Genomic DNA, 24,058 nt, shown 5'->3' on the forward strand with positions numbered 1-24,058 from the left:
CTTAAGCCATGCAGATCCTCACAACTAAATCCGAACTCCGTGCCTTCCGCGCGGCAGCGTCCGGTTCCGTGGGTTTGGTGCCCACGATGGGCGCGCTTCACGACGGCCACGCTTCCCTCATTCGCCGCGCCCGCGAAGACAACGACACCGTGGTGTGCTCGGTCTTTGTCAATCCCCTCCAGTTCACGGACCTGGGCGACTGCGAAGACTACCGCGCCTACCCGCGCACCCTCGACGCGGATGCCGCACTGCTGGACTCGTTGGGAGTCGATGCGGTCTTCGCCCCCAGCGTGGAGGAAATGTACCCGGGTGGCACCCCGCGGGTGTGGGTGCGCACGGGTGAGATGGGCTCGGTCTTGGAAGGTGCCTCGCGCCCCGGCCACTTTGACGGCGTGGCCACCGTGGTGAGCAAGCTGTTTCACCTTGTCACACCAGACCGCGCTTATTTTGGGCAAAAGGATGCGCAGCAAGTAGCGATCATCCGCCGCCTGGTGGCGGACCTCGACCTGCCGCTGGACATCATCAGCGTGCCCATCGTGCGCGCAACGGACGGCGTGGCCGAGTCCAGCCGCAATGCGCGCCTCAGTGCCGCCGAGCGTGAGCAGGCGGTCGCCTTATCCCAGGCACTCTTCGCGCTGCAGGATGGCGCCTCACGTGAAGAAGCTGAGGCCCAGCTCGCTTCCTCCCCCGGCGTGACGGTGGATTACCTCACCGTGGTGGACCCGGCCACGCTCGAGCCCGTAGATGCACAACACCGGCCCGCCTTGGCGCTGGTAGCAGCGCATGTGGGGCCGGTGCGGCTCATCGATAACTTGGTGCTGGAGGCTTAACCTTTCAGCAGGTGGGCTACGGCCTCGCGCTCCTCACGCAGCTCCTGCACGGAGGCCTCGATGCGCTCCTTCTGGAAATCGCTGAGCTCCAGGCCTTGGACGATTTCCCACTTGCCGTCGCGGCAGATGGTGGGAAAGCCGCAGATGAGGCCCTCATCGACACCGTAGGAGCCATCCGAAGGCACGGCGGCGGTGCGCCAATCCTCGGTGCCGTGGACCCAATCGTGCATGTGGTCCACGGCCGCAGATGCAGCCGACGCCGCGGACGAGCTGCCGCGCACCTCGATGATCTCCGCGCCGCGCTTGGCCACCTTGGGGATCATCTCCTCGCGGTACCACTGCTCATCTACCTCCGCGTTGGAGAAAGCGATATCCGGGAACTGGGTGGCGGAGTGGTTGCCCCAGACCGCAATCTTGGAAAAGTCCTTGGTGGCCTTGCCCGTCTTGGCCGCCAGCTGGCCCAAGGTGCGGTTATGGTCCAGGCGCATGAGCGCGTTGAACTGGGAGTTATCCAAATCCGGCGCGCTATGCGCGGCAATCAGCGCGTTAGTATTGGCGGGATTGCCCACCACCAGCACGCGAACATCGCGCGCCGCGTAGTCATTGATGGCCTTGCCCTGCTCAGTAAAGATGGCGCCGTTGGCCTCGAGCAGGTCCGCGCGCTCCATGCCCTTGCTGCGCGGGCGGGAGCCGACGAGGAATGCGGCGGAGGCATCCTCGAAGGCGACCTTGAGGTCATCTGTCACCGCAATCGAATTCACCAGCGGCAGGGCGGAATCGCGCAGCTCCATGGCCACGCCCTCGGCCTTTTCTACTACCGCGGGGATTTCCAAGAGGGCAAGGTCTACCGGGGTGTCCTTGCCAAATACGTCGCCTGCGGCAATCCGCCACAGCAGGGAGTAGGCGATATTTCCGGCGGCGCCGGTAACGGTTACTTTTACTGGCTGGGTCATGCTCATTCCTCCTCATATGTCGTGGAGTTGTAAGCGTCCCTCATGCACGCCACCCTCCACGGGATGTATCCACCCCCGAGCTTAGCGCTATACGGAGGTAGCGTGTTGTGAAATAAATCCCCCTCTTTCGGAGGGAAAACGCCGCCAAATTTCCGGATATTACCCCCGTTTACCTCCAAATTAACGCCCCCAATGGGCACATACCTCCCGCGGGGTGGGGCTAATCGGGCATGATGGAAGCGGCACAGACCCCACTGGGGAGCGCGCTTGCAGGGATGCATTCACTGCCTGTGGGCGGCTGCACGGTGGCCAACCACTGCCGCATCGAACCAGCATGAGGCCGGCCGTGCAGTTCCCGAGACACTACCCACCATCGCCACATCGGCGCCGCGAAGCAGAGATAGGACACATGCTATGAGCACTGAGCACACCGAACCGCTGCACGCTGCGGAGCAGGCGGAGGACTCCGACGCTCACGCTGCGGATTCCATCAGCACCGATGCCGTGGTGGATATCGCCATTTCCCAGTTTTCCGCGTGGGGTTTTTCTGAAACCAAGCTGGATACCATCGCCGCGGAATCCGGCATGTCCAAGCGCATGATTCACTACCACTTTGGCGATAAGCAGGGCCTGTATTTAAGCGCTCTAAGCACCGCCGCCGAGCGCCTGCGCCCTGACGAAGAAGACCTAGAACTCGATTCCGCGGTTCCGGTCGAAGGCGTGCGCAAGCTGGTGGACTGGATCTTTTGGCAGTACGTCAACCACCCCGAGGCCATCCGCATGATGACCTGGGAAACCGCCCAGTCCATCGTGGGCTCTTCCACCAATCCCGTGGCGGATTTTAGCGGCGTCGCCCTTCACCTCGATCGCCTGCTCATGCTGGGCCAGGACGCCGGCGCCTTCCGCCCGGGCATTTCCACCAACGATATTTTCACCATCATCGCCTCGCTCACCTCGTACCGCGTGACCAACCGGGCGATGATGGACAACCTGTTGGGCGTGGATATGTCCAGCCAGGCAAATACCGACGGCATGCACCGGCTTACCGTCGATGCCGTGCTGGCATTCCTCACCGCCAATATCCCCGATTCCGGCCACGAGTCTTATTTGGTGCCTTCTGATGCCGACGAGGGCGATGAAGCCTCCCCGCAAGATATCTACGGCGAGGCATAAAAGTAGGGGCACCGGCTGCTTGCCGGTGCCCCCTTCTCACTAAGCCGATTCCTTCGCCTCATCCTTGTAGGTGAATTCGGGCTCTGCGCCCTGGGTGACGCAGTCTGCGGTGATGTGCACGGCGGAAATATCTTCTCTGTCTGGCAGCTCAAACATCACTGGAACGAGCAGTTCTTCCAGGATCGCGCGCAGGCCGCGCGCGCCGGTTTTGCGCTCGAGGGCGAGCTCAGCGATAGCATCCAGCGCCCCGTCATCCATGTGCAGCTCGCAGTCATCCATCTCAAATAGGCGGCTGTACTGCTTGAGCAGCGAGTTCTTGGGCTCAGTGAGCACCTTGACCAGGGCCTCGCGGTCCAAGTTATCCACCGTCGCCACCACGGGCAGGCGGCCGATAAATTCTGGGATCAAGCCGAACTTCACGAGGTCTTCCGGGCGCACCTGGGAGAATAGGTCCACCTTTTCCCGCTCGTCTTCGGTGCCCAGCTTCGCGCCAAAGCCAACGCCCTTCTTGCCCACGCGATCCGCGATCACCTGGTCGAGGCCTGCAAACGCGCCGGCGACGATGAAGAGGATATTGGAGGTATCTAGCTGGATAAATTCCTGGTTGGGGTGCTTGCGCCCGCCCTGCGGCGGGATGGCGGCCACGGTTCCCTCCAGGATCTTCAGCAGCGCCTGCTGCACGCCCTCGCCGGAGACATCGCGGGTAATGGAGGGGTTTTCAGATTTGCGGGAAATCTTATCCACCTCGTCGACGTAGATGATGCCGCGCTGGGCGCGCTCCACGTCAAAGTCCGCTGCCTGCAGCAGCTTCAAGAGGATATTTTCTACGTCTTCGCCCACATAACCGGCCTCCGTCAGGCTGGTGGCATCCGCGATGGCGAAAGGCACATCCAGCAGGCGCGCCAAGGTCTGCGCCAGGTAGGTCTTACCGGAACCGGTGGGCCCCAGCATCAAAATATTGGACTTAGAAATCTCTACCTCTTCGCCTTCGGCCTTCTTCCGGCGCGCATCTAGCGCGGCGGATTCTTCGGCCTTAATGCGCTTGTAGTGGTTATACACCGCTACCGACAGCACGCGCTTGGCCTTGTCCTGGCCAATGACGTACTTATCCAAAAAGGAAGAAATCTGCGAAGGCTTGGGCAGGCGCACCTCCGCCTCGGAAGACTCCTCGGCCTGCTCGTGGCCGAGCTCTTCTTCAATAATCTCATTGCAGAGCTCGATGCACTCATCGCAGATGTAGACCCCGCCACCGGCGATAAGCTTTTTCACCTGCTTTTGGCTCTTTCCGCAGAAGGAACACTTCAGGAGATCAGCGCTTTCTTGCATACGTGCCATTCAGTACTTTCACACTCGCTCTTTTTTACCGCTTTTAAAGGTGGGTAGGAAGGCTCGCTCACTTCCGTCCCCGCGGTTGGTTGTTCAAAAATCTACCTTAGTAAATCAACCCGACACGGCTCCTATTCATTCCCTCCGCGTGGCGAAATTCGCAGATCTTTATCCGCCCACATCACTAAACTTGAGATTGGATCCTCTACTTCCTCCACCACCGCCGAAGGAGCCATTTCATGTTTGACCTCACCAACCGTACCGCGATTGTCACGGGCGGGGCTGCGGGCATCGGCAAGGGCATCGTTGCCTCCTTGCGCGAAGCCGGCGCCAGCGTCGTCATTGCCGATATTGATACCGATAAGGCCGAAGCCACCGCCGCAGAGCTCGGTGCCACCGCCTACCCCGTCGATGTCACCGATAGGGCCTCCATTAAAGAACTGTTTGCCAAGGTCCACGCCGCGCACGGGGCAATCGACATCGTCTGTTCCAATGCCGGGGTCTTTCCCAACTGCCCGCTGGAAGAGATGACCGATAAACAGTGGGAGACCATGTTTGACATCAATACCCACGGCACGTTCAAGGTCGTGCAAGAAGCCCTGCCGTATATGAAGGAGCGCGGCTACGGGCGCATCGTCATCACTACCTCCATTACTGGCTCGCACACCGGCTTTCCCGGCTGGGCACATTACGGCGCCTCCAAGGCGGCCCAACAGGGCTTTATCCGCTCCGCTGCCCTAGAAATCGCCCGCGATGGCATCACCATCAATGGCGTTTTGCCCGGAAATATCCTCACCGAAGGCCTCGAAGCGCAGGGCCAGGACTACCTCGATGAAATGACGCGCTCCATCCCGCTGCACCGGCTTGGCAGCCCCCGCGATATTGGCAATGCCGCGGCCTTCCTCGCCTCCACCGAGGCCGGATATATCACCGGCCAAACGCTCATTATTGATGGCGGCCAGCTCCTGCCCGAAACCCCGGAGGCCATCCTGCCGCCGCGCTAGCGCTTGCCGATGCCCCCCGGATTCTAAGGATCGTGGAAACACCTGACCTTGATTGGTGGTGTTTGTGGTGTCGAGTCGTTGGGATCCTTCGCCGGATGTGGTGGAGCAGCTGTGTTGCTTGGTTTCAGGCGGTCGTAGTGTTCGTAGTGCGGCGTTGGAACTGGGGCTTAGCTTGAGTGTTGCGTATCGGCTGGCTCGTGAGTATCAACTTCCTGTGCGCGTTCAGAAGTCGACTTCTGCTTCGGTTACAGAAAGCATTGAAGCGCTATGGAAGCAGGGTATGAAGCCGTCAGATATTTCAACGCGGCTTAATGTAGGAACCAGCGTTGTGTACCGCATTGGTATTGAGCTTGGCTTATGGCAGCGCAATCCGCATGGCCGTCGGGCTAGTGCCACGTCGCGTCGGTGCGAGTATTTGATGCTGCGTTCTGGTGCGATGAGCCGAAAAGACGCAGCAAAAGCCGTCGGTATTAATCCGCGCGAGGCTTTGGACATCGATAAAGGAGTAACCAAGCTCAATGGTGTCGGGCGTGTGCCGTTTGTTCCCGATGGGCCAGACACTGAGCTTTATAAAAGACTTATGCAGGTTTTGCCTTATGTTGACGGCCGTCAAGCAGTGCCCGTCGAAGTTATCCCACAGCACGCGATAGACAAACGCATTAGTCCTCGATATTTATCCGTCGAGGAACGTGAACGAGAGTGTCTAATGGTTTGTGTGTAGGTTCCCAACCTGCATAAGGAGATAAGCCAGAATGACTACTGTGGCACGACGAGATCCGGCTGATAAGGCCAAGATTGATGCGATTGAAAAGAAGCTTCTTGCTAACCCTGATATCGCGAAACTGATTGATGACCTAGGCACGTCCACCACGGATGCCAACGACCTGGTTCGGGGCATGTTGCAAGCCTCGATCACTAGGGGTTTGAATGCTGAGATGGATGCCCACCTTGGCTACGAGTCTGGCGACAGGAGTGCTAAAGCTGCTGCTGAGACAGACAATCACCGTAACGGGTCGTATCCAAAGACCGTGGATTCTAACTACGGGCCAGTGACCGTTGATGTGCCTAGGGATCGGGCTGGAACATTCTTGCCGGCTATGGTCCCTAAAGGCTCAAGGAGATTGACTGATGTTGATGACATGATCGTCAGCTTGTATGCCGGCGGGATGACGATTAGGGATATCCAGCACCATATGGCAACTGCGATGCGTGTCGATATTTCCCATGAGACGATCTCCGCAGTCACCGACGCCGTCCTCGACGAGGTCATGGTCTGGCAAAACCGCCAGTTAGACGAATTCTACCCCGTAGTGTTTCTCGATGCGCTGCGCATTAAAGTCCGCGACGGTGGCCGAGTAGTCAACAAGTCCGCGTACATGGCAATTGGTGTGGATCTTGACGGTATTAAGCACATTTTGGGGTTGTGGATAGCCAAAGAAGAAGGCGCTTCATTTTGGGTGCAGGTATGTGCCAATCTTTCTAACCGTGGGGTCAAGGAAGTCTTTATCGTCTGCTGTGACGGGCTTAAAGGCCTGCCAGAAGCAGTAGAGGCAACCTGGCCGAACTCTATGGTGCAAACCTGTATCGTGCACCTGATTCGCGCAGCTAACCGATGGGTAGCCTACGGGGATCGCCGGGGTGTATCGGCCGCGTTAAAAAAGATTTACACCGCTGCAGACGAATCCACAGCTCAGGCTGCTTTAGACGAATTTGAAGCCTCTGAATTAGGAGAAAAGTATCCCCACTCAGTCAAGGTCTGGCAGGATGCATGGGATAGATTCGTGCCATTTTTGCAGTTCCCGCCAGCAGCCAGGAAGGTAATCTATACGACGAATTCGATTGAATCATTCAACAATGAACTGCGTAAAGCTACCCGCAACAGGGTGCAGTTCACCAACGATGAATCAGCGCTGAAAACGCTGTGGTTGATGATCTGCAATATTGAAGACAGACGAGCTGCCAAGAGGGCGAAGCAAGGTAAACGGGCCTCAGCTACAGCCAGCAGACTCATGGAAGGAGCCCGAGTTTCCGGCTGGAAACAAGCCATCAACCAAATGGCCGTGGCCTTTCCCGACCGCTTCGACAAGTACCTATAAACCTAACCCCACACACAAACAACTTGGGGTTGCCCGCAAATCGTGGACACGTAGTTAAGCTGCTTAGGGGTTAAGCAGCGGCCTTCTTATTACCATTTTGATCAGCGAGCTGGGCTTCGAAATCGACGGGGCTTACCATCCCGATGGACGAGTGGCGACGGCGCCGGTTGTAGACAATCTCAATCCAGCGAGCCACCGCCTTCCGGGCTTCGTTGCGGGTTCGCCATTCCTTCCGATCGTAAAATTCGGTCTTCAATGTCGACCAGAACGACTCGGCCATCGCATTGTCAAAGCAGACACCAGTACGGCCGACCGATTGTGCAATCCCTAGTTCTTGACAGACCTGCCACAGCTGTTCGCTGGTGAACTGGGTACCACGATCGGCGTGGAAGACCACGCCGTCGGGTACTTCACCACGCAGGGTGTAAGCCATGCGCAGTGCACGTTCAACTAGGTAAGAATCCTGCACACTATCCATGGACCAGCCTAGGACTCGGCGGGAGTGTCCATCGCGGATAACGCATAGGTACAGCCAGCCCTCACTCGTGCGTAGATAGGTAATATCCGACATCCACACTCGATTAAGCTGCCCTTGATCAAATAGGCGTTTCACCAGGTCTGGAAGCGTGGACCTCCGCTTGGATTGAATCGTCGTTACGGGAACAAACGCCCTGGGTGAGATGCCCTCAATCCCCATCATCCGCATGCGCTTGGCCACGGTTTTACGATTCACATAGACCCCACCCTCGGCGAGTTCTGCAGTAATCCGTGGGGCACCGTAGACTTCGTCAGAATCTTCCCAGATGTCATGAATTTTCCTGTCTAACTGGTCGAGGAATCTCTGACGCTGATTTTCACCACGAAGCCGTACTGCTTGAGCCTTGTGCCATTTATAGTAGCCAGAACGAGAAACCTCTAATAACCTGCTCATTCTTTTTATGCTGTAGTTCGCCTTGCTCTGGCTGCATTAGCTCAAATTTTTCCGATCACGTTGCCTCAAAGCGAAGAAGGCGGTGGCTTTTGACAAGAACTCATTATCCATCTTGGCCTCAGCTAACTCACGACGCAAGCGAGCGTTTTCGGCTCGTATATCGGCATCACTGCGGCCATCTACCGAGCCTTGGCGTTCCCGCTCAAGTTTGACCCACCTGCCTAAAATCGTGGCCGATACGCCAATTTCCTTAGCCACATGAGCGATTGGGCGCCCAGACTCAATGACCAGTCTGGCGGCCTCCTGCCGGTACTCCGGGGTGTACTTCTTCCTTGACGAACTCACAATGAACATCCTCTCCTACGGACACAAGATCCGCACTAATCGGGTGTCCACTAAACGAGGGTAACCTCACAACTTGACACGCTCACGTGAACTTATCGCCGACTTGAACCGTCAAGGCCTAGGCGTGCGTGCTATTGCCCGGCATTTGGGTCGCTCACCGGGAACAATAAGCAAGGAAATGACACGCAACCGTGACGAATTTGGGTTGTATCTGCCGCATGCAGCTCATCGGAAGTCCGTGCTGCGCAGATTCCGGCCTAAGCCACGCAAACTGGACACACATGCAGCATTGCGTGATGCGGTGTGGGCGATGTTGAAGAAGCGATATTCACCGGTGCAGATTTCCCGAAGGTTGCGTCTAAACTTCCCTGACGATGACACTATGAGGGTGTGTCCTGAAACTATCTATATGTCGTTGTTCTTCCAAGCTAAAGGCGAGTTGAAGAAAGAAATCGCCGCATGTCTGCGCCAAGGCCGTGCTGTGAGAAAGCCACGCAACCAGCGTATTGCCCGCCAGAGATTTAGCGACCCCATGGTGATGATTTCCGAACGACCAGCAACGGTTAACGACCGCGCTGTTCCAGGACATTGGGAAGGCGACCTCATTTTGGGCAAGGGAAACAAATCAGCTATCGGCACGCTTGTAGAACGCAGCACCAGATACGTCATGCTGCTGCATCTGCCCAACGGGCATGGTGCTGTAGAAGTGCGCAACGCGCTCGTCGAGACTATCCAACAGCTACCAGCACACCTGCGTGGTTCGCTGACGTGGGATCAAGGAAGTGAAATGGCCGGCCATAAATCATTTACCATTGCCACCGAGTGTCCGGTGTACTTCTGTGATCCAGGATCACCCTGGCAGCGAGGAAGTAACGAAAACACCAACGGACTTCTGCGCCAGTATTTCCCCAAAGGCACTGACCTATCCGTCCACACCAAAGAAGACCTCGAGTTCGTTGCCATGCAACTCAACGACAGACCACGCGCAACCCTAGGCTTCGCCAAACCAGCCGAAAAAATGGCCGAACTGCTAAACTATGCCACCGAAATCTAAAATCGTGTTTCCACGACCACTAGAATCCGCCCCCAGCCCTATAACGCAGATAACCCCGCCGACACCGAGGATGGTGCCTGGCGGGGTTATCTAGTGCGGCTTTTATTGCAGCCAGCCGAATTCGAGCAAGAATGCCTCGACATCGAGCATTTCCAACTCATCTGGCGCGTGGCCGGCAACGAATGCGAAGGACTCAGCGACGTCCTTGGTCGTCGCGGGGGTCAGCCCCGCGTCAACGAGATTTTCCGCTACGCGGGCAGAAACCGGCGTCTGCGACACCGTATCCAAACCCGTACCCGTGGTGGAGTCCTTGAACATATCGCTAATGCCACCAAAGAAGGTCCGCATCGTGTTCATCTCTCTCACCTCTCAATGTTGCACTGTTGATAGGGTTGAATATACTTGGTACTTACCCACTAAGCAACCCCTAAGCCACTTAAAGTTAACCTTTTGTTAACTTTAAGTGGCTGTGAGGCGTATTACATGGTCACGGGCTCGTTCCCTCGGCCCGCGGGTGACTCTTAAAGGTCGCCGAACGGGGCGAAGCCGAAGTAATGGTTCAGGGTATCGCGCGCAATCCACGCGATTGCCACCACAATGATGGCACCTAGTACGGCATAAACGGTCCAACCCAGCACCTTCATTTGCCGGCTCGCGGGAGTATCTCCTACCACCACGCCGTTATCATCCCGAATGGGATCGCCCGTCATGGAACGCATGCCCAGGGCGAAGAGCAAGGGAATGCCGGCGCCGAAGACGAGGGCCAATCCAGCGACGCGAAGAATAGATTCGAAGATTTCTGCAGCAGTCATGTTCTAGCGCTCCTCGTTCGGAGTAGATGAGGTGGGGTTCGTGCTCCCGTCGACGGCCGCTACCGGGGTCATACCCCCTGCGGCTGCGACGGACTCTTTCGCGCCAACGCGTGGCTCCAAGGAGGAATCCACGGACTCAGCGTTGTCATCCCAGTCATTATTGACGTTGGAGGCATCGACCGGGTTCATGCGGGAGCGGATAACGATGAGCGCGGTCATGGCCAGGAGCAGGACGAAGTCCACGATGGCACCGGTAGCTACCGTCGTGACAGAGGAAACGCCGTGCGCCAGCCACCACGATGCGAAGCCAACGAAAGCAGCACAGGGCAGCGTAATGAGCCAAGCAGCCACCATGCGCATCGCCACGCCCCAGCGAACTTCCGCGCCGCGGCGGCCCAAACCGGTACCAAGGATGGAACCGGTGGATACGTGAGTCGTAGAAAGCGCCATGCCGCCGGTAGCGGAGGTCAAGATGATGGCCGCAGACGTTGCCTCGGCTGCCATACCTTGCGGGGATTCGATCTCCACGAGCCCCTTGCCCAAGGTGCGGATAACGCGCCAGCCGCCAGACAGCGTACCGGCCGCAATGGCAATCGCACAGGCAACAATGACCCAGGTGGGAATGCGGGCATCGGCAACCGCATGGCCTGAGGCCACGAGGGCGAGGAAGATAACGCCCATGGTCTTCTGAGCGTCGCCGGCACCGTGCGCCAGCGATACCAAGCAAGCGGTCACAATCTGGCCGTGGCGGAAGTGCTCGTTCTTTTCCTTATTTGGAATGGTGTTGGTTACCCAATACACGAGGAAGGTGGCGCAGGCAGATACCAAGGCGGCGATAATCGGGGAGGCCACAGCCGGAATGATGATCTTGGCCATGATGGAGGTCCACTCCACTCCCCCAGTGCCCATGGCTGCGAAACCGGCGCCGATAAGGCCACCGAAAAGGGCGTGGGAAGAGCTGGACGGCAGTCCGAGCAACCAAGTGAACAGGTTCCAGAGAATACCGCCGATAAGGCCGGTAAAGACCACCATCAAAAGGGCCTGACCATCGGAATCAGCGGCTGCGCCCGACAGGTCATAAGAATCGAGGTTGACGATGCCCTTAGCCACCGTTGCCGCGACATTCACGGACAGGAATGCGCCGACGAGGTTGAGCGCGGCAGAAATCGCTACCGCGGTAAATGGCTTCAGCGCGCCGGTGGCAATGGAGGTTGCCATCGCATTGGCGGTGTCGTGAAAACCATTGGTGAAGTCGAAGGCTAGGGCGGTAACCACCACAATGCCCAAGATAATCAAAGTCGCTGTCACAGCATTGGCCCCTTGTAAGCAATCAACAAATGACGAGAAAGTGCATTTGCGACGCCGTTATTCGTCGCGCACCAAGAGCAGCGTACCCCGCAATAATAAGGCGAGCCAATAGCGTTTCTAAGAAGTAAACTGCACTTTGCCTAGTGTTAACCTTCCGCGCGCAGCTTGGCACCAGCCCCATACCGAAAATCCGCGTTCTACCAGTATTTTTTCAAAAATCTAATCTATCTTCAGCCTTTAATACCGTGGTATAAAACACTAAGAGAGGTGCGCCGGCTTAACGCCAACGCACCTCTCAAAATATAGGGTGTTTACTTCCCGTGTTAACGGAAGGTAGCGAACTTCTTGACCACCCAGCGGCTCAGCACGAGCAGGACGATGCCCAGCGCGATGGAAGCGACACCCAGGGAAATGAAGAAGGTGTTTTCCGCAGCCGCATCCTCTGGGTTGTAGAAGCTAGCCAGCGAGCCGGCAAGCGCGGTACCCATGGCCACGGCCATCATCCACACGGCCATCATGCGCGATGGGAATGCCTCTGGAGCCACCTTGGTGGCCAGCGAGTTGCCCACCGGGGACAGCATGAGCTCACCCATGGTGAACAGGAAGAGGATCCAGATAATGACATACATTGGCGTGGAGTTTGCGCCCGAACCGGAGAACGGCAGGAAGAAGAAGAGCGAGACACCGATGATGATATTGGCCACGCCGAACTTCACCGGAGTGGACCACTGACGGTCACCGAGCTTCGTCCACATCGCTGCGAAGATTGCGGAGAAGATAACGATGAAAATCGGGTTAATGGACTGCACCAGTGACGGCGGGATCTCGAGGCCGAAGATGTGGCGGTCCAAGCGCACATCGGCGTAAATGGTCATCACGGTAAATTGCTGCTGGAAGATACCGAAGAACAGCACACCGGAGATGAACATCGGGATAAAGCCCAAGAGGCGGTTCTTTTCTTTCCGGGTCACCAAATCAGAGGTGTACATCTGAATCCAGAAGTACACGGCGGCGATAAGGGCAACGGCGGTAACGATATTGGACAGCCACTCCACCTTGATGATTCCAGTACCCAGGCCAATGACCATGACGAGGATGACGACGACGATCGCACCAAGACCCATCATGCGCTGCTTGGAGTCCGCCGGGTTCGGGATTTCGTGGCCGGCATCCTTAATGGTGGTCTTACGCATGATGGTGTACTGGATAAGGCCCAAGGCCATACCGACGGCAGCGATACCGAAGCCCCAGTGGAAGCCCTTCCAGCCCCACATTGCGGTGGTAAGAAGCGGACCAAAAAGGGCACCGATATTAACGCCCATGTAGAAGATGGAGAAGCCGCCGTCACGGCGAGGATCGTCGCGGCTATACAGCGAGCCCAGCACCACCGACGCGGTGGTCTTCACGCCACCGGAACCAACGGCGATGAGGATAAGGCCGATAGCCAGGCCGGTTACGGCGGGGATGAAAGCCAAGACGAGGTGTCCGGCCATCACCATGATCGCGGAGTAGAACAGGGTGCGCTCCGCACCGAGGATGCGGTCTGCTACCAAGGATGCCAACAGGCAGGCCATGTAGACCAAGCCGCCGTACGCGCCGACGATCGATGTTGCATCGCCGCGGTCGAGGCCGAGGCCACCATCGGTCGTGGCGTAGTACATGTACAGCAGCACGATGGACTGCATGCCGTAGAAGCTGAATCGCTCCCACATCTCCACGCCGAACAGGTTAGCCAGCCCCCACGGGTGACCGAAGAATGTGCGCTCCCCGCTCGAAGCAGCGGGTGCGGAGGTCTGCTCCTCCGCCTCTGGATCCTTATTTGTCATAGCATAATACGACCACTCAGAGGTCTAATTCACAAATCGGGCATTATACGTGAAACATCGCACTGAAAAATCTGCCTAACGACCTGCAGATATTTCTCTGAAAGATTCACCCCATTTGGGGTAGCCGCTCGCGCACTACCACTCCCCTGCTACGCCCCTCATAGGCATATATCGAGCGCACTCATATGCACATAATAAAACCCTGCGAGGGCTCCTCTCGAAGCGGCCTCGCAGGGTGTTAGCTGATGGAGTTAGCCCACCAGCACCGTATTAAGAATTGAGTTTGCGGTACTCAAAGACGGTATCGATGATTCCGTATTCCACGGCGTCTTCCGCGGTGAGGATCTTATCGCGGTCGGTGTCGATGCGGATTTGCTCGGCAGTACGGCCGGTGTGCTCCGCCAGGGTATTTTCCATCAAGGTGCGCATACGCTCGATCTCTGCGGCCTGGATCTCCAAGTCCGAGACCTGGCCCTGGGTGCCCTGGGTTGCAGGCTGGTGGATCAATACGCGGGAGTTCGGCAACGCCGCGCGCTTGCCCGGAGCACCAGCGGCCAACAGCACTGCGGCAGCAGAAGCCGCCTGGCCCAGGCACACGGTCTGCACATCGGGGCGCACATAGCGCATGGTGTCATAAATTGCCATCAAGGCAGTAAAGGAGCCACCGGGCGAGTTGATGTACATGGTGATGTCACGGTCCGGATCCTGGCTTTCAAGAACCAGCAGCTGGGCCATGATGTCATTGGCAGAGGTGTCATCAACCTGGGTGCCCAAGAAGATGATGCGCTCTTCAAAAAGCTTGGAGTACGGGTTGGTTTCCTTCGTCCCCTGAGCGGACTGCTCAATAAAGGAAGGCAGTACGTAACGGGAACTTGGCATCTGCGACTTGTTCATAGTGTTTTCTCCTTATTCCCTAGTTGCTCAGTGGGCCGTTCACGGACTCGATAACGTGGTCAACAATGCCGTATTCCTTGGCTTGCTGCGCCGTCATCCAGCGATCGCGGTCAGAGTCCTTGGTGATCTGCTCGAAGGTTTGGCCGGTGTGCTCTGCAATGAGCTCGGCCATCTCGCGCTTGGTCTGGGCGAACTGCTCCGCCTGGATGGCGATGTCTGCAGCGGTACCGCCCACACCAGCGGAAGGCTGGTGCATCATGATGCGAGCGTGCGGCAGCGCATAGCGCTTGCCCTTCGTGCCACCGGAGAGCAGGAACTGGCCCATGGAAGCGGCCAAGCCCATGCCGTAGGTGGAGATATCGCACGGCGAGTACTTCATCGTGTCATAAATGGCCATACCCGCGGTCACCGAGCCACCCGGGGAGTTGATGTAGAGCGAAATATCGCGCGTGGGATCCTCTGCGGAAAGCAACAGGATCTGTGCGCACAGCTTATTGGCAATTTCATCGTCTACCTGGGTGCCCAAAAAGATAATGCGCTCGTGCAACAGGCGCTCGTAGACGCTGTCACCCAAGTTCAGGCCGGAGCCTGCTGGGGTGGTCATCTGAAGCTGGTCAGATTTCTTAGACATTCGAAAAGTCTCCTTGAGGACGGTTAATCTCTAATGCCACCACACTACTTAATGTGGCGATAATTGTGGGGTCTGTTCGCTATCAGCGTTTGCACCCATTGTGTAGGTGCTTTCTACCCAGCGATGAGAAAAGCCCAGCCGGACTTCCTCGCCGGTGCGAGGAGCCAAGCTGGGCTTTAAGGAGAAGATTTACTCCGCGTCGGTAGCTTCGTTTTCGTCTTCTTCTACCTCACCGAAGTACTGCTCAACGTCCACGTCGTTGCCTTCTTCGTCCTTAACGGTAGTCCGGCAAATGGCGGCAGCCAGTGCCTTGCCGCGGCGTACGTCAGAGAACAGGTTGGCAATCTGGCCGTTGGACTGCAGCTGCTGGATGAACTGGTTCGGGTCCATGCCGTAGGACTGCGCGGTGAACAGGATGTGGTCCGAGAGCTCCTGCTGGGAAACTTCCGGCTCTTCCTTTTCTGCCACGGCATCCAAGAAGATCTGCGTGCGCACGGACTCTTCGGCCTGCTCGCGGGTCTGCTGATCAAACTCTTCGCGGGAGGTGCCCTGTGCCTCGAGCAGCTGTGCCAGTGCCTTCTCATCGTGTGCGAGCTGGCCCAGGATCTGGTGCAGCTGGGCGTGAGCCTGCTCGTCGACTACGGACTGGGGCAGCTCAAAGTCGACATCGGCAAGCGCAGCCTTCAGAACCTCATCGCGGATCTGGCCGGCCTGCTCAGCCTTCTTGGACTCCTCGACCTCGGTCTTGGTGGCTTCGCGCAGCTCCTCGATGGTGTCGTACTCGGAGGCCATCTGGGCGAACTCATCGTCCATGTCCGGCAGCTTGCGCTCCTTGGTCTGCTGCACGTGGACCTTGAAGGTAGCCTCTTCGTCCTTGTGCTCGCCGGACTGGATGGTGGAGGTGAACTCGTTATCCTCGCCGGTCTTCATGCCGCGCAGTGCGGTGTCCAGACCCTTGATGAGGTTGTCATCACCAATGGAGTAAGACAGGCCCTCGGTGGAAGCCTCCTCGATCTTCTCACCGTCAACCTCTGCGGTGATGTCGATGATGGCGTAGTCACCGGTCTTCATCTTGCGCTTGGTGTCCTTCAGTTCACCGAAGCGTTCTGCAAGATCCTCGAGGGCCTTGTCCACGTCTTCCTCGCCGGCCTTGATGGCTGGGACGGTGATGGAGATTTCGGAGAAGTCCGGAACCTCGAACTCAGGGCGGACGTCAACTTCGGCGGTGAACTCGACGAAGTCCTTGTCCTCGATCTTGGAAATATCTACGTCCGGCTGGCCGATGACCTTCAGGTCCTCGGACTGAACGGCCTGCTCGTAGCGGGAAGGCAGCATGTCATTGACGACCTGCTCCAGAATCGGGCCGCGGCCGAAGCGAGCGTCGATCAGCTGGCGCGGGGCCTTGCCCTTACGGAAACCTGGAATAGAAACCTGCTGCGCGATTGCCGCGTAAGCTTGATCGATTTCCTGGTCTAGCTCCCCAAACGGAACGTTGACGGTGAGCTTAACGCGGGTATCGCTCAGCTTGTCTACGGTGGTCTTCACGAGTGAATCTCCCTGGCTTCATTGTTTTTCTACGTACATAAAAATTAAAGGGGGTCTGAAAAACCTTATTAGGGCATTTTCAGACCCCCATACGTCGGGGCGACAGGATTTGAACCTGCGACCCCCTGCTCCCAAAGCAGGTGCGCTACCAAACTGCGCCACGCCCCGTATGTAGGCCACCAAGTTGCCTTGGCTGCGTTGCATGCCTGAGACAGTTTAGCGTGTTGGTTTTAAATCTCCTAAATCAACCCCCTGTTAAGAGGGTATCCGCAGGTCAACGGGACGATTTCCCGAGGCTTGGCTTAGAAATCAAAGTCAAACATGCCATCAAAGAATCCGCCGCCATCACCATCAGATAATCCGTCGAAGAAGCCGCCACCGTCACCGGCGTCTCCCCCTCCGGCATCGCCGCCCATATCGCCGGCGTCCCCGGCATCTCCGCCGCCGTCGGCTCCGTCCATTCCTTCGCCGCCCTCGGCGCCGCCCCAGTCGCCGTTTTCTGCGGCGGCTGCGGAATAGCCCACGCCGGACATGCCGGCAAACATGGCGTTAAACATCATGGAATAACCCATCATCCACACGCCCGTTTGCAGGGCATCCGCCCACCAAGGGCGGGAGTACCAACCGGCCGGAACGGGGCGCCCAGCCACGGTTCCGCCGGGGTAATAGTTCGGGGTTTCCTCGGAGGCGTAGGGGGACGCAGTCAGCTGCTCGCCATTCGCATCCACCGTGCGCTTCTCGGTAACCTTGCCCGCGGCGCGCTGGCCTTCCAGCGGCGGCAATTCCGGCCCCGGATTCATATCCATAATCTCGCGGGCAGCATTGACGTAATGCATGCCCTCAAGCGCCGATTCACGGGCCAAGTTGGCCTGCTTGACCGTAGTGGCCCGCGAAATAGCGGAGTTGGCTGCGGTAAAGCGCTCCGATGCGTCCGCCATTGCCTGCTGCGAGGCGGTATCCGTACCGGAAATCTGCATAACCTGGCCGCCCAGGCGCTCAATCCACCGACGCGCATCCGCCTGGGCATCCGCTAACTGCTGCGCCTCTCGCTCCTCCCGGCTCTTTTTTGAGCTGCGCGAGGATAGGTACCACGCGCCGCCACCGAGTACGACTACAAGAAGTAGGAGTTCCACAACAATCATCGCTTTCTTTACTGGAATTGGTCCTACCTATTTTAACGGCCTACCCACTGCGCGTGTTCCCTATTTTCGTTTTGGGGCGCTCATGCGCTAAAGTAGCCGACAGCGTTCAAGGTAACGCTGTGGGAATGTCGTATAGTGGCTAATACCTCAGCCTTCCAAGCTGAAGACGCGGGTTCGATTCCCGTCATTCCCTCGCTTTAACCCACCGTATGGTGGGTTTTCCATATCTGCAGCTAGGCTCCTGCTTGCCGATGCCCATCTCCCGCCAAGCGCAGCTATAAATACATCACATTGGGGCGGTGGCCAGAAAAGCGTAATCTGGTGTCCATGACCGTACCTAATATTACTTTGAACGATGGAAATACAATCCCCCAGCTGGGCTTTGGTGTCTTCCAAATGGACCCGGAAAAGACCGAGGAATACGTAGCCGAAGCGCTGCGCGTGGGCTACCGCCACATCGATACCGCGGCCATTTACGGCAATGAGGAGGGCGTGGGCAAGTCCATCGCCAACTCCGGCATCCCGCGCGAGGAACTTTTCATTACCACCAAGCTGTGGAATGACCGCCACACCGATGCCGCTGCCGCACTGGATGAATCCCTGCAGAAGCTGGGCCTTGACTACGTAGACCTGTACCTCATTCACTGGCCTACCCCGGCCAAGGGCACGTACGTGGAGGCTTGGAAGCAGCTCATTGAACTGCGCAAAGAGGGCAAGGCGAAGTCCATTGGCGTATCCAACTTTGAGCCAGAGCACTTAGATCAGCTGGAGGTGCACACGGACGTCGTCCCCGCGATTAACCAGGTGGAGCTGCACCCTTACCTGCAGCGGTGGCGCGAACTGGACGCTGGCCGCGCGCACGGCATCGCCATCGAGGCTTGGGGCCCGCTGGGTCAGGGCAAGAGCGATATCTTGGAGGCACCAGAGGTTACTGAAGCCGCCGAGGCGCACGGTGTTTCCCCAGCCCAGGCCATCATCCGCTGGCACCTGCAAAATGGGGTCATCCTCTTCCCTAAGTCCTCGACGCCATCGCGCATTGCAGAAAACTTCGATGTCTTCGGCTTCGAGCTCACGGAAGCAGAGATGGCCGCCATTACCTCTTTGGAGGAAGGCGAAGACGGCCGCGGTGGACATCACCCCAATGATATGAACGACGCCTAATGCGTTTGGTGTAACCACCATATAAAACGCCGCGTGGCCCAAAGGCCCGCGGCGTTCATTTATGTTTATTCAAGGAACCTGGCGGCTTTAGCGCGGGTCCTTGGGCAGCTCGGGTGGGATATTGGTGCGCTCGTATTCTGCGAGGATATCGATGCGGCGCTGGTGACGGTCGGCGCGGGACCATTCTTGATCCAAGAAGGCATCCACAATTTCTAGGGCCTCTTCTTGCGAGTGCATGCGCCCGCCGATGCCGATGAGCTGCGCATTATTGTGCTCGCGGGCCAGGCGCGCGGTCTCCGGCGACCATGCCAGCGCGCAGCGCGCGCCCTTGACCTTATTGGCAGCAATCTGCTCGCCATTTCCGGATCCGCCCAGCACGATTCCCAGGGAACCTGGATCGTTGACGGTACATAGGGCCGCTTCGATGCAGAATGCGGGGTAGTCATCCTCGGCGTCATAGGTATGAGCGCCGCAGTCGATAACGTCATGGCCTTGTTTGGTGAGGTGTTCAGAAATCAGGTTTTTGGTCTCAAAACCTGCGTGGTCAGCTCCAAGATATACGCGCATAACCCCCACAATACCGGCACCTTCACCTTCTAGGCACCACTTTGCACAACCTATTTCGCTCATAACCCGGCGCTGTTAAGCTAAAGCGCAGATTACGTGCTGCAACGAAAGGCGATAAAAATGAGCCCTCGCGTCCTCGCCCTCTACGGCAGCGTCCTTGCTATCGCGGTGCTGTTATTTGCGGCAAATATTTTCTTAACCGATAAGAACTACCTCGTGCCGCTTATTCATTCCGTACTTTTCACACTCGCCCACCTTGTTCTGGGGCTGTGGTGGCTGAACCAGAGGGCGATAAAGAAAAATCACCTCGGCGGTTTAGCCGCGGTGATTGGGGTTTTATCCCTGCTCACTGCGGCCTCATGGGCGACGTGGGTGGCCGCCGCTTGGTCAGAATTTCAAGCGCAAACGGCCCTGCCCATCATCAATATCGCCGGGGTACCGGCGTTTTTACTCACGCCGGTCATCGCGGTGTGCTGCCTAGCCGCCGCGGTACGCCGCAGGCAAGGCCAGCAGCGCTTATAACTAGTCCTCTTCTACCTGCGGCATCTCCGTGCGGGAGCGCTTGAGCTCGAAGAAGTAAGGGAACTGGGCTAGGCGCACGGAGGCATCGAAAAGCTCACCAGCTTCCTCACCCTTGGGAACGCGGGTAATAACCGGGCCGAAGAAGGCGGTATCGCCCAGCTTAATAACCGGGGTGCCTACCTCATCGCCCACGGAAGAAATGCCGTTGTGGTGGTACTCGCGCAGCTTCTCATCGTATTCCTCAGTGTGGGCGACCTCCGCAAAGTCTGCGGGGAGGCCAACCTGCTCTAATGCCTGGGCGATGATCTCGTCATAGCCGCCATCGCCCTTCTTACCGCCATTGCCCTTGGCGTGAATCAGGGTGCCCATGGCGGTATAGAGCTCATCTACCTTTTCTGGCTGCTCGGACTTCACCTTGGCAAATACGCGGGCAGGACCCCAGTTGGCCTCCATCATTTCCATGTATTCGGGATCGAGATCGCGGCCATCATTAAGCACCGACAGGGACATCGGCTCGAATTCCACCGTAATATCGCGGACCTTTTCTACCTCTTTGATCCAGCGGGACGTTGCCCATGCAAACGGGCAGGAAGCGTCGAACCAAAACTTAACTGGGGTAGTCATTATTCCTCCTTGAAATAAGTGCAGTTTGCCCCACCACTGTAAACGCGCTGCTAACCTTGATGCATCACTATTTTCGTTAGCAAAGGAGAATCTAGGCAATGACCTCTGTAAACCTCACGTGGGAGGAAGCAAAAAATCGCTCCCAGATGCTCAAGGTTGACCACTACGATGTCGCTTTAGACCTTAAGCATTCCGATACCCACTTCCTGTCCACCACCACGGTGCGCTTTAGCACCCAGGATGCCGGTTCTACCTTCATCGATCTGCGCGCGGACAAGCTGCACGAGGTACGCCTGAACGGAAACCCGCTGCCCACGCAGTCCTATGACCCCACCTACGGTATTCCCCTCTCCGAGCTGCAGGTAGCGGACTACACGCTCGAGGTCACCGCGGAAATCCCCTTCTCCCGTACCGGCGAGGGCCTGCACCGCTTCGTGGATCCCGCCGATAACGAGGTCTACCTCTACACCCAGTTTGAAACTGCCGATGCCAAGCGCGTCTTTGCCTGCTTCGACCAGCCGGATCTGAAGGCCACCTACTCCCTGCACTTTAAGGCCCCAGAGGAGTGGACCATTATCACCAATGGCCCGGTCACCCGCGAGGGAGATACCTCCCATTCTGAGATCGACTATCCGCTGTCGACCTACCTGGTTGCCCTGTGCGCCGGCCCCTACCACGAGGTCACCGATACCTGGCACGGCGAGCTGACCGAGCACCCCGAGGGCAAGCCGGCGCAAAAGCTCGAGGTTCCACTCGGTATTTATTGCCGCGCTTCGCTGGCAGATTCCCTCGATGCCGAACGCCTCTTTACTGAGACCAAGCAGGGCTTCGACTTCTACCACCGCAACTTCGGCTTCCCCTACCCCTTTGGCAAGTATGACCAGATTTTCGTCCCCGAGTTCAACGCCGGCGCGATGGAAAACGCCGGTTGCGTGACCCTCCGCGATGAATATGTCTTTACCTCGCAGGCCACGCACTACAAGTACGAGCGCCGCGCCGATACGGTCCTCCACGAGCTCGCCCACATGTGGTTCGGTGACCTCGTGACCATGCAGTGGTGGAATGACCTGTGGCTCAACGAGTCCTTTGCCACCTGGTCCGCTGCCATTTCGCAAGCGGAAGAAACCGAATACGATACCGCCTGGGTCACCTTCGCCAACGTGGAAAAGTCCTGGGCCTACCAGCAGGATCAGCTGCCTACCACCCACCCCATTTCCACCGATGCCAGCGATATCGAAACCGTAGAGCAAAACTTCGACGGCATCACCTACGCCAAGGGCGCCTCGGTGCTCAAGCAGCTGCAGGCCTACGTTGGCCGCGAGAACTTCCTCGCCGGCGTGCGCCGCCACTTCGCCGCCCACGCGTGGGGCAATGCCACCTTCGACGATCTGCTGCGCCACCTCGAAGAGGCATCCGGGCGCGATCTCTCCTTCTGGGCACAGCAATGGCTGAAGACCACTGGTATTAATACCCTGGCGGTTGCAACGGCGGCCGACGATGACGGCACCATCACCCAGGCGCACCTTACCCAGCGCGGCGATACCCTGCGCACCCACCGCGTTGCAGTGGGCCTGTATGGTACGCAGGACGGCAAGGTCGTGCGCACCGAGCGCCTCGAGATGGACGTGGAGGGCGAGGCCACCGAGATCCCAGAGTTGGTCGGGCGCAACCTCAATGACATCGATTTCATCCTGCCCAACGATGACGATCTGACCTACTGCCTCATCGATTTGGATGCAGGATCCCTGCAATTCCTGCTGGATAATATCGAGAAATTCGATGACCCTATGGCGCGCACCCTCTGCTGGTCCACCGCCTGGGAGATGACCCGCGCCGGCACCATGCGCGCCCGCGACTTCATCCGCTTGGTGGCCCGCGGCATGAAGGCGGAAACCGAGCTCGCAGTCCTCGAGCGCATCGTCTCGCAGGCGTCTACCGCGCTGAAAAACTACGCGGATCCGGCGTGGGCGAAAGACAGCACGGTTTTGGCGCAGGCGCTTGTCGATGGCGCCCGGAGCACCGATGCGCAGCGTTCCATCATCTGCACGCAGGCGCTGTCTAGGATTCGGCTGCATCAGCCGGCCCGCGACTACCTGCACGATCTCCTCGCGGATTCCGATGATGCCGGGCTGCGCTGGTTCGCCGTCGCAGCGCTTGCTGCCGCGGGTGCGCTTGCCGATGCCGAGGCCGCCATCGCCGCCCAGCTCAAGCGCGATAATTCCGCTACCGGCCACTACTCTTCCCTGCGCGCCCGCGCCGCGATTGCCACCGCGGATAATAAGCGCGCGGTATGGGAAGAGATCGTCGCCGGGGATCTCACCAACCGCGAGCTCACCTCCAAGCTGGAGGGCTTAAACTACCCGCACTCCGATGATCTCTTGCCCACCGCGGAATTCTTTGAGGTGGCCGAAAAGATCTGGGATTCCCAGTCCTCCGAGGTGGGCCTGACCACCGTTACCGGGCTATTCCCGTCCTGGGACATCACCCAGGACGGCCTTGATCGCGCCGATGCCTTCCTGCAGAAGGATCTGGCAGGCGGCCTGCGCCGCGCGATTACCGAGCAGCGCGACCGCGTGGCCCGCGCCCTGCGCAACCGCGAGCTCGACGCCAACTAGGTGACTATTTCTTGCGGAGGTTCAGCTCGATGCGCGGGCGCACCTGGATCTCCGTGAGCTGGGTGGTGGGCCCTGCCTCCACGACGGTGCGGATGGCGCGCGCCACCTCCACGGGCGCAATAACCTCGCTCGGGTTGTAGTCCTGCAGGCCCTCCAGCATCGGGGTATCGGTGGGGCCTGGCGCCACGGTGGAGACGCGGATACCGGGCTCGGAGATACGCAGGGCATCGGCAAGCGCATACAGCGCGTGCTTCGTGGCAGCGTAGACCACATTATCGCCGTAGCTCTTGCGCCCCGCCCCAGAGTTGATGAAGACGACGGTGCCCTCTGCCTTGCGCAGCTGCGGCAAGAGCGCACGGGTGACCTCCGCCGGCGCGTGGACGTTGAGGTCCATGTGGGCGCGCCAATCGTGCGGGGTGGCCTCTTCCACCGAAAACTTCGTGGCGCGCGCCGCGCCGTGCACGAGGACATCGACCCGCTCTAGCTCGGGCAGCTGCATGCCCTCGTCCAAACCGGCGACCAAGTCGCTGGCAACCGGCGTGATATTCGCGGCCTCTGGCAGCTCATCGGCGCTGCGGCCCAGCGCATAAACGTGGTAGTCGCGGGCGAGATCCTTGATGATCTCGCGCCCCATGCCACCGGTGGCACCGGTAACGACGGCGATTTTCTCTGGCACATTCGTGGTATCAGTCATGCCAC

The 24,058-nt window shown here is 58.3% G+C and carries 22 protein-coding genes, 2 tRNA genes and 1 pseudogene; 10 read left to right on the top strand and 15 right to left on the bottom strand.

Annotated elements, in window-relative coordinates:
* The first annotated feature begins 8 nt into the window (after positions 1-8).
* Entirely contained in the window at positions 9-830 is an 822-nt protein-coding gene (panC, locus tag HMPREF1267_RS09755) for a pantoate--beta-alanine ligase (RefSeq protein WP_005284412.1), read from the top strand.
* Here the strand turns inward: panC and HMPREF1267_RS09760 are convergent.
* Positions 827-1,789, bottom strand: coding sequence for a malate dehydrogenase (locus tag HMPREF1267_RS09760; protein ID WP_005277917.1), 963 nt, complete (start codon positions 1,787-1,789; stop codon positions 827-829). The genes panC and HMPREF1267_RS09760 overlap by 4 nt on opposite strands.
* A gap of 408 nt (positions 1,790-2,197) precedes the next feature.
* Here HMPREF1267_RS09760 and HMPREF1267_RS09765 point away from each other — a divergent pair, with 408 nt between their 5' ends.
* A complete protein-coding gene (locus tag HMPREF1267_RS09765) occupies positions 2,198-2,956 on the top strand; it encodes a TetR/AcrR family transcriptional regulator (protein WP_023029149.1) in 759 nt (252 codons plus the stop codon).
* A 39-nt stretch (positions 2,957-2,995) separates the two neighbouring features.
* On the opposite strand, the gene clpX is transcribed toward HMPREF1267_RS09765, so the two are convergent.
* Positions 2,996-4,291, bottom strand: a complete 1,296-nt coding sequence (gene clpX / locus HMPREF1267_RS09770) for an ATP-dependent Clp protease ATP-binding subunit ClpX (protein WP_023029150.1) — start codon at positions 4,289-4,291, stop codon at positions 2,996-2,998.
* Between the two features lie 230 nt (positions 4,292-4,521).
* Here clpX and fabG point away from each other — a divergent pair, with 230 nt between their 5' ends.
* The 3 genes from fabG to HMPREF1267_RS09780 all read left to right on the top strand — a co-directional run bounded on the left by fabG (position 4,522) and on the right by HMPREF1267_RS09780 (position 7,382).
* On the top strand, positions 4,522-5,286 hold the full coding sequence (gene fabG, locus HMPREF1267_RS09775; protein WP_023029151.1) for a 3-oxoacyl-ACP reductase FabG: 765 nt from the start codon (positions 4,522-4,524) through the stop codon (positions 5,284-5,286).
* Positions 5,287-5,383: 97 nt separating this feature from the next.
* Complete coding sequence (locus tag HMPREF1267_RS12815) at positions 5,384-6,007, top strand: transposase (RefSeq protein WP_232215137.1); 624 nt, start codon at positions 5,384-5,386, stop codon at positions 6,005-6,007.
* Positions 6,008-6,038: 31 nt separating this feature from the next.
* Positions 6,039-7,382: an IS256 family transposase gene (locus tag HMPREF1267_RS09780; RefSeq protein ID WP_023029153.1), complete on the top strand. Its 1,344-nt coding sequence runs from the start codon at positions 6,039-6,041 to the stop codon at positions 7,380-7,382.
* A gap of 70 nt (positions 7,383-7,452) precedes the next feature.
* On the opposite strand, the pseudogene HMPREF1267_RS09785 reads toward HMPREF1267_RS09780, so the two are convergent.
* Positions 7,453-8,667, bottom strand: a pseudogene (locus HMPREF1267_RS09785) (IS3 family transposase).
* Positions 8,668-8,731: 64 nt separating this feature from the next.
* Between HMPREF1267_RS09785 and HMPREF1267_RS09795 the strand changes: the two are divergent.
* Positions 8,732-9,712 carry an IS30 family transposase gene (locus HMPREF1267_RS09795; protein WP_156906125.1) on the top strand — a complete coding sequence of 327 codons (981 nt, stop codon included), beginning with the start codon at positions 8,732-8,734 and terminating at the stop codon, positions 9,710-9,712.
* Positions 9,713-9,814: 102 nt separating this feature from the next.
* Here HMPREF1267_RS09795 and HMPREF1267_RS09800 read toward each other — a convergent pair whose 3' ends face one another.
* The 9 genes from HMPREF1267_RS09800 to HMPREF1267_RS09840 form a co-directional block, all read right to left on the bottom strand.
* The gene (locus tag HMPREF1267_RS09800) at positions 9,815-10,069 is read right to left on the bottom strand and encodes a hypothetical protein (protein ID WP_005277906.1); all 255 of its coding nucleotides are present in this window, start codon (positions 10,067-10,069) and stop codon (positions 9,815-9,817) included.
* A gap of 164 nt (positions 10,070-10,233) precedes the next feature.
* Complete coding sequence (locus HMPREF1267_RS09805; protein ID WP_005277904.1) at positions 10,234-10,524, bottom strand: hypothetical protein; 291 nt, start codon at positions 10,522-10,524, stop codon at positions 10,234-10,236.
* A gap of 3 nt (positions 10,525-10,527) precedes the next feature.
* Positions 10,528-11,832 (bottom strand): inorganic phosphate transporter, encoded by a 1,305-nt coding sequence (locus HMPREF1267_RS09810; protein WP_005277901.1) that lies wholly within the window; start codon positions 11,830-11,832, stop codon positions 10,528-10,530.
* A 323-nt stretch (positions 11,833-12,155) separates the two neighbouring features.
* The gene (locus HMPREF1267_RS09815) at positions 12,156-13,658 is read right to left on the bottom strand and encodes a peptide MFS transporter (protein WP_005277899.1); all 1,503 of its coding nucleotides are present in this window, start codon (positions 13,656-13,658) and stop codon (positions 12,156-12,158) included.
* Between the two features lie 270 nt (positions 13,659-13,928).
* Positions 13,929-14,552, bottom strand: a complete 624-nt coding sequence (locus tag HMPREF1267_RS09820; protein WP_005277894.1) for an ATP-dependent Clp protease proteolytic subunit — start codon at positions 14,550-14,552, stop codon at positions 13,929-13,931.
* A gap of 19 nt (positions 14,553-14,571) precedes the next feature.
* A complete protein-coding gene (locus tag HMPREF1267_RS09825) occupies positions 14,572-15,183 on the bottom strand; it encodes an ATP-dependent Clp protease proteolytic subunit (RefSeq protein WP_005277891.1) in 612 nt (203 codons plus the stop codon).
* A 189-nt stretch (positions 15,184-15,372) separates the two neighbouring features.
* Complete coding sequence (gene tig / locus HMPREF1267_RS09830; RefSeq protein WP_023029157.1) at positions 15,373-16,728, bottom strand: trigger factor; 1,356 nt, start codon at positions 16,726-16,728, stop codon at positions 15,373-15,375.
* Between the two features lie 94 nt (positions 16,729-16,822).
* Positions 16,823-16,896, bottom strand: a tRNA-Pro gene (locus HMPREF1267_RS09835).
* A gap of 134 nt (positions 16,897-17,030) precedes the next feature.
* Complete coding sequence (locus HMPREF1267_RS09840) at positions 17,031-17,870, bottom strand: hypothetical protein (RefSeq protein WP_023029158.1); 840 nt, start codon at positions 17,868-17,870, stop codon at positions 17,031-17,033.
* Positions 17,871-17,991: 121 nt separating this feature from the next.
* Here HMPREF1267_RS09840 and HMPREF1267_RS09845 point away from each other — a divergent pair.
* Both HMPREF1267_RS09845 and HMPREF1267_RS09850 read left to right on the top strand, forming a co-directional pair.
* Positions 17,992-18,063, top strand: a tRNA-Gly gene (locus HMPREF1267_RS09845).
* 134 nt (positions 18,064-18,197) lie between these two features.
* Entirely contained in the window at positions 18,198-19,031 is an 834-nt protein-coding gene (locus HMPREF1267_RS09850) for an aldo/keto reductase (protein ID WP_023029159.1), read from the top strand.
* Between the two features lie 87 nt (positions 19,032-19,118).
* Here HMPREF1267_RS09850 and HMPREF1267_RS09855 read toward each other — a convergent pair whose 3' ends face one another.
* Positions 19,119-19,598 (bottom strand): ribose-5-phosphate isomerase, encoded by a 480-nt coding sequence (locus HMPREF1267_RS09855; RefSeq protein ID WP_023029160.1) that lies wholly within the window; start codon positions 19,596-19,598, stop codon positions 19,119-19,121.
* A 120-nt stretch (positions 19,599-19,718) separates the two neighbouring features.
* Between HMPREF1267_RS09855 and HMPREF1267_RS09860 the strand changes: the two genes are divergently transcribed.
* The gene (locus HMPREF1267_RS09860; protein ID WP_023029161.1) at positions 19,719-20,120 is read left to right on the top strand and encodes a hypothetical protein; all 402 of its coding nucleotides are present in this window, start codon (positions 19,719-19,721) and stop codon (positions 20,118-20,120) included.
* Here HMPREF1267_RS09860 and HMPREF1267_RS09865 read toward each other — a convergent pair whose 3' ends face one another.
* Entirely contained in the window at positions 20,121-20,744 is a 624-nt protein-coding gene (locus HMPREF1267_RS09865) for a hypothetical protein (protein ID WP_023029162.1), read from the bottom strand. It abuts the gene before it with no gap.
* Positions 20,745-20,842: 98 nt separating this feature from the next.
* Here HMPREF1267_RS09865 and pepN point away from each other — a divergent pair, with 98 nt between their 5' ends.
* Entirely contained in the window at positions 20,843-23,359 is a 2,517-nt protein-coding gene (pepN, locus tag HMPREF1267_RS09870) for an aminopeptidase N (RefSeq protein ID WP_023029163.1), read from the top strand.
* Between the two features lie 4 nt (positions 23,360-23,363).
* On the opposite strand, the gene HMPREF1267_RS09875 is transcribed toward pepN, so the two are convergent.
* The gene (locus HMPREF1267_RS09875) at positions 23,364-24,053 is read right to left on the bottom strand and encodes an SDR family oxidoreductase (RefSeq protein WP_023017006.1); all 690 of its coding nucleotides are present in this window, start codon (positions 24,051-24,053) and stop codon (positions 23,364-23,366) included.
* Positions 24,054-24,058 lie beyond the last annotated feature (5 nt).

This window comes from Corynebacterium sp. KPL1824 (genome assembly GCF_000478095.1).
GTDB classification, from domain to species: Bacteria; Actinomycetota; Actinomycetes; order Mycobacteriales; family Mycobacteriaceae; genus Corynebacterium; species Corynebacterium accolens.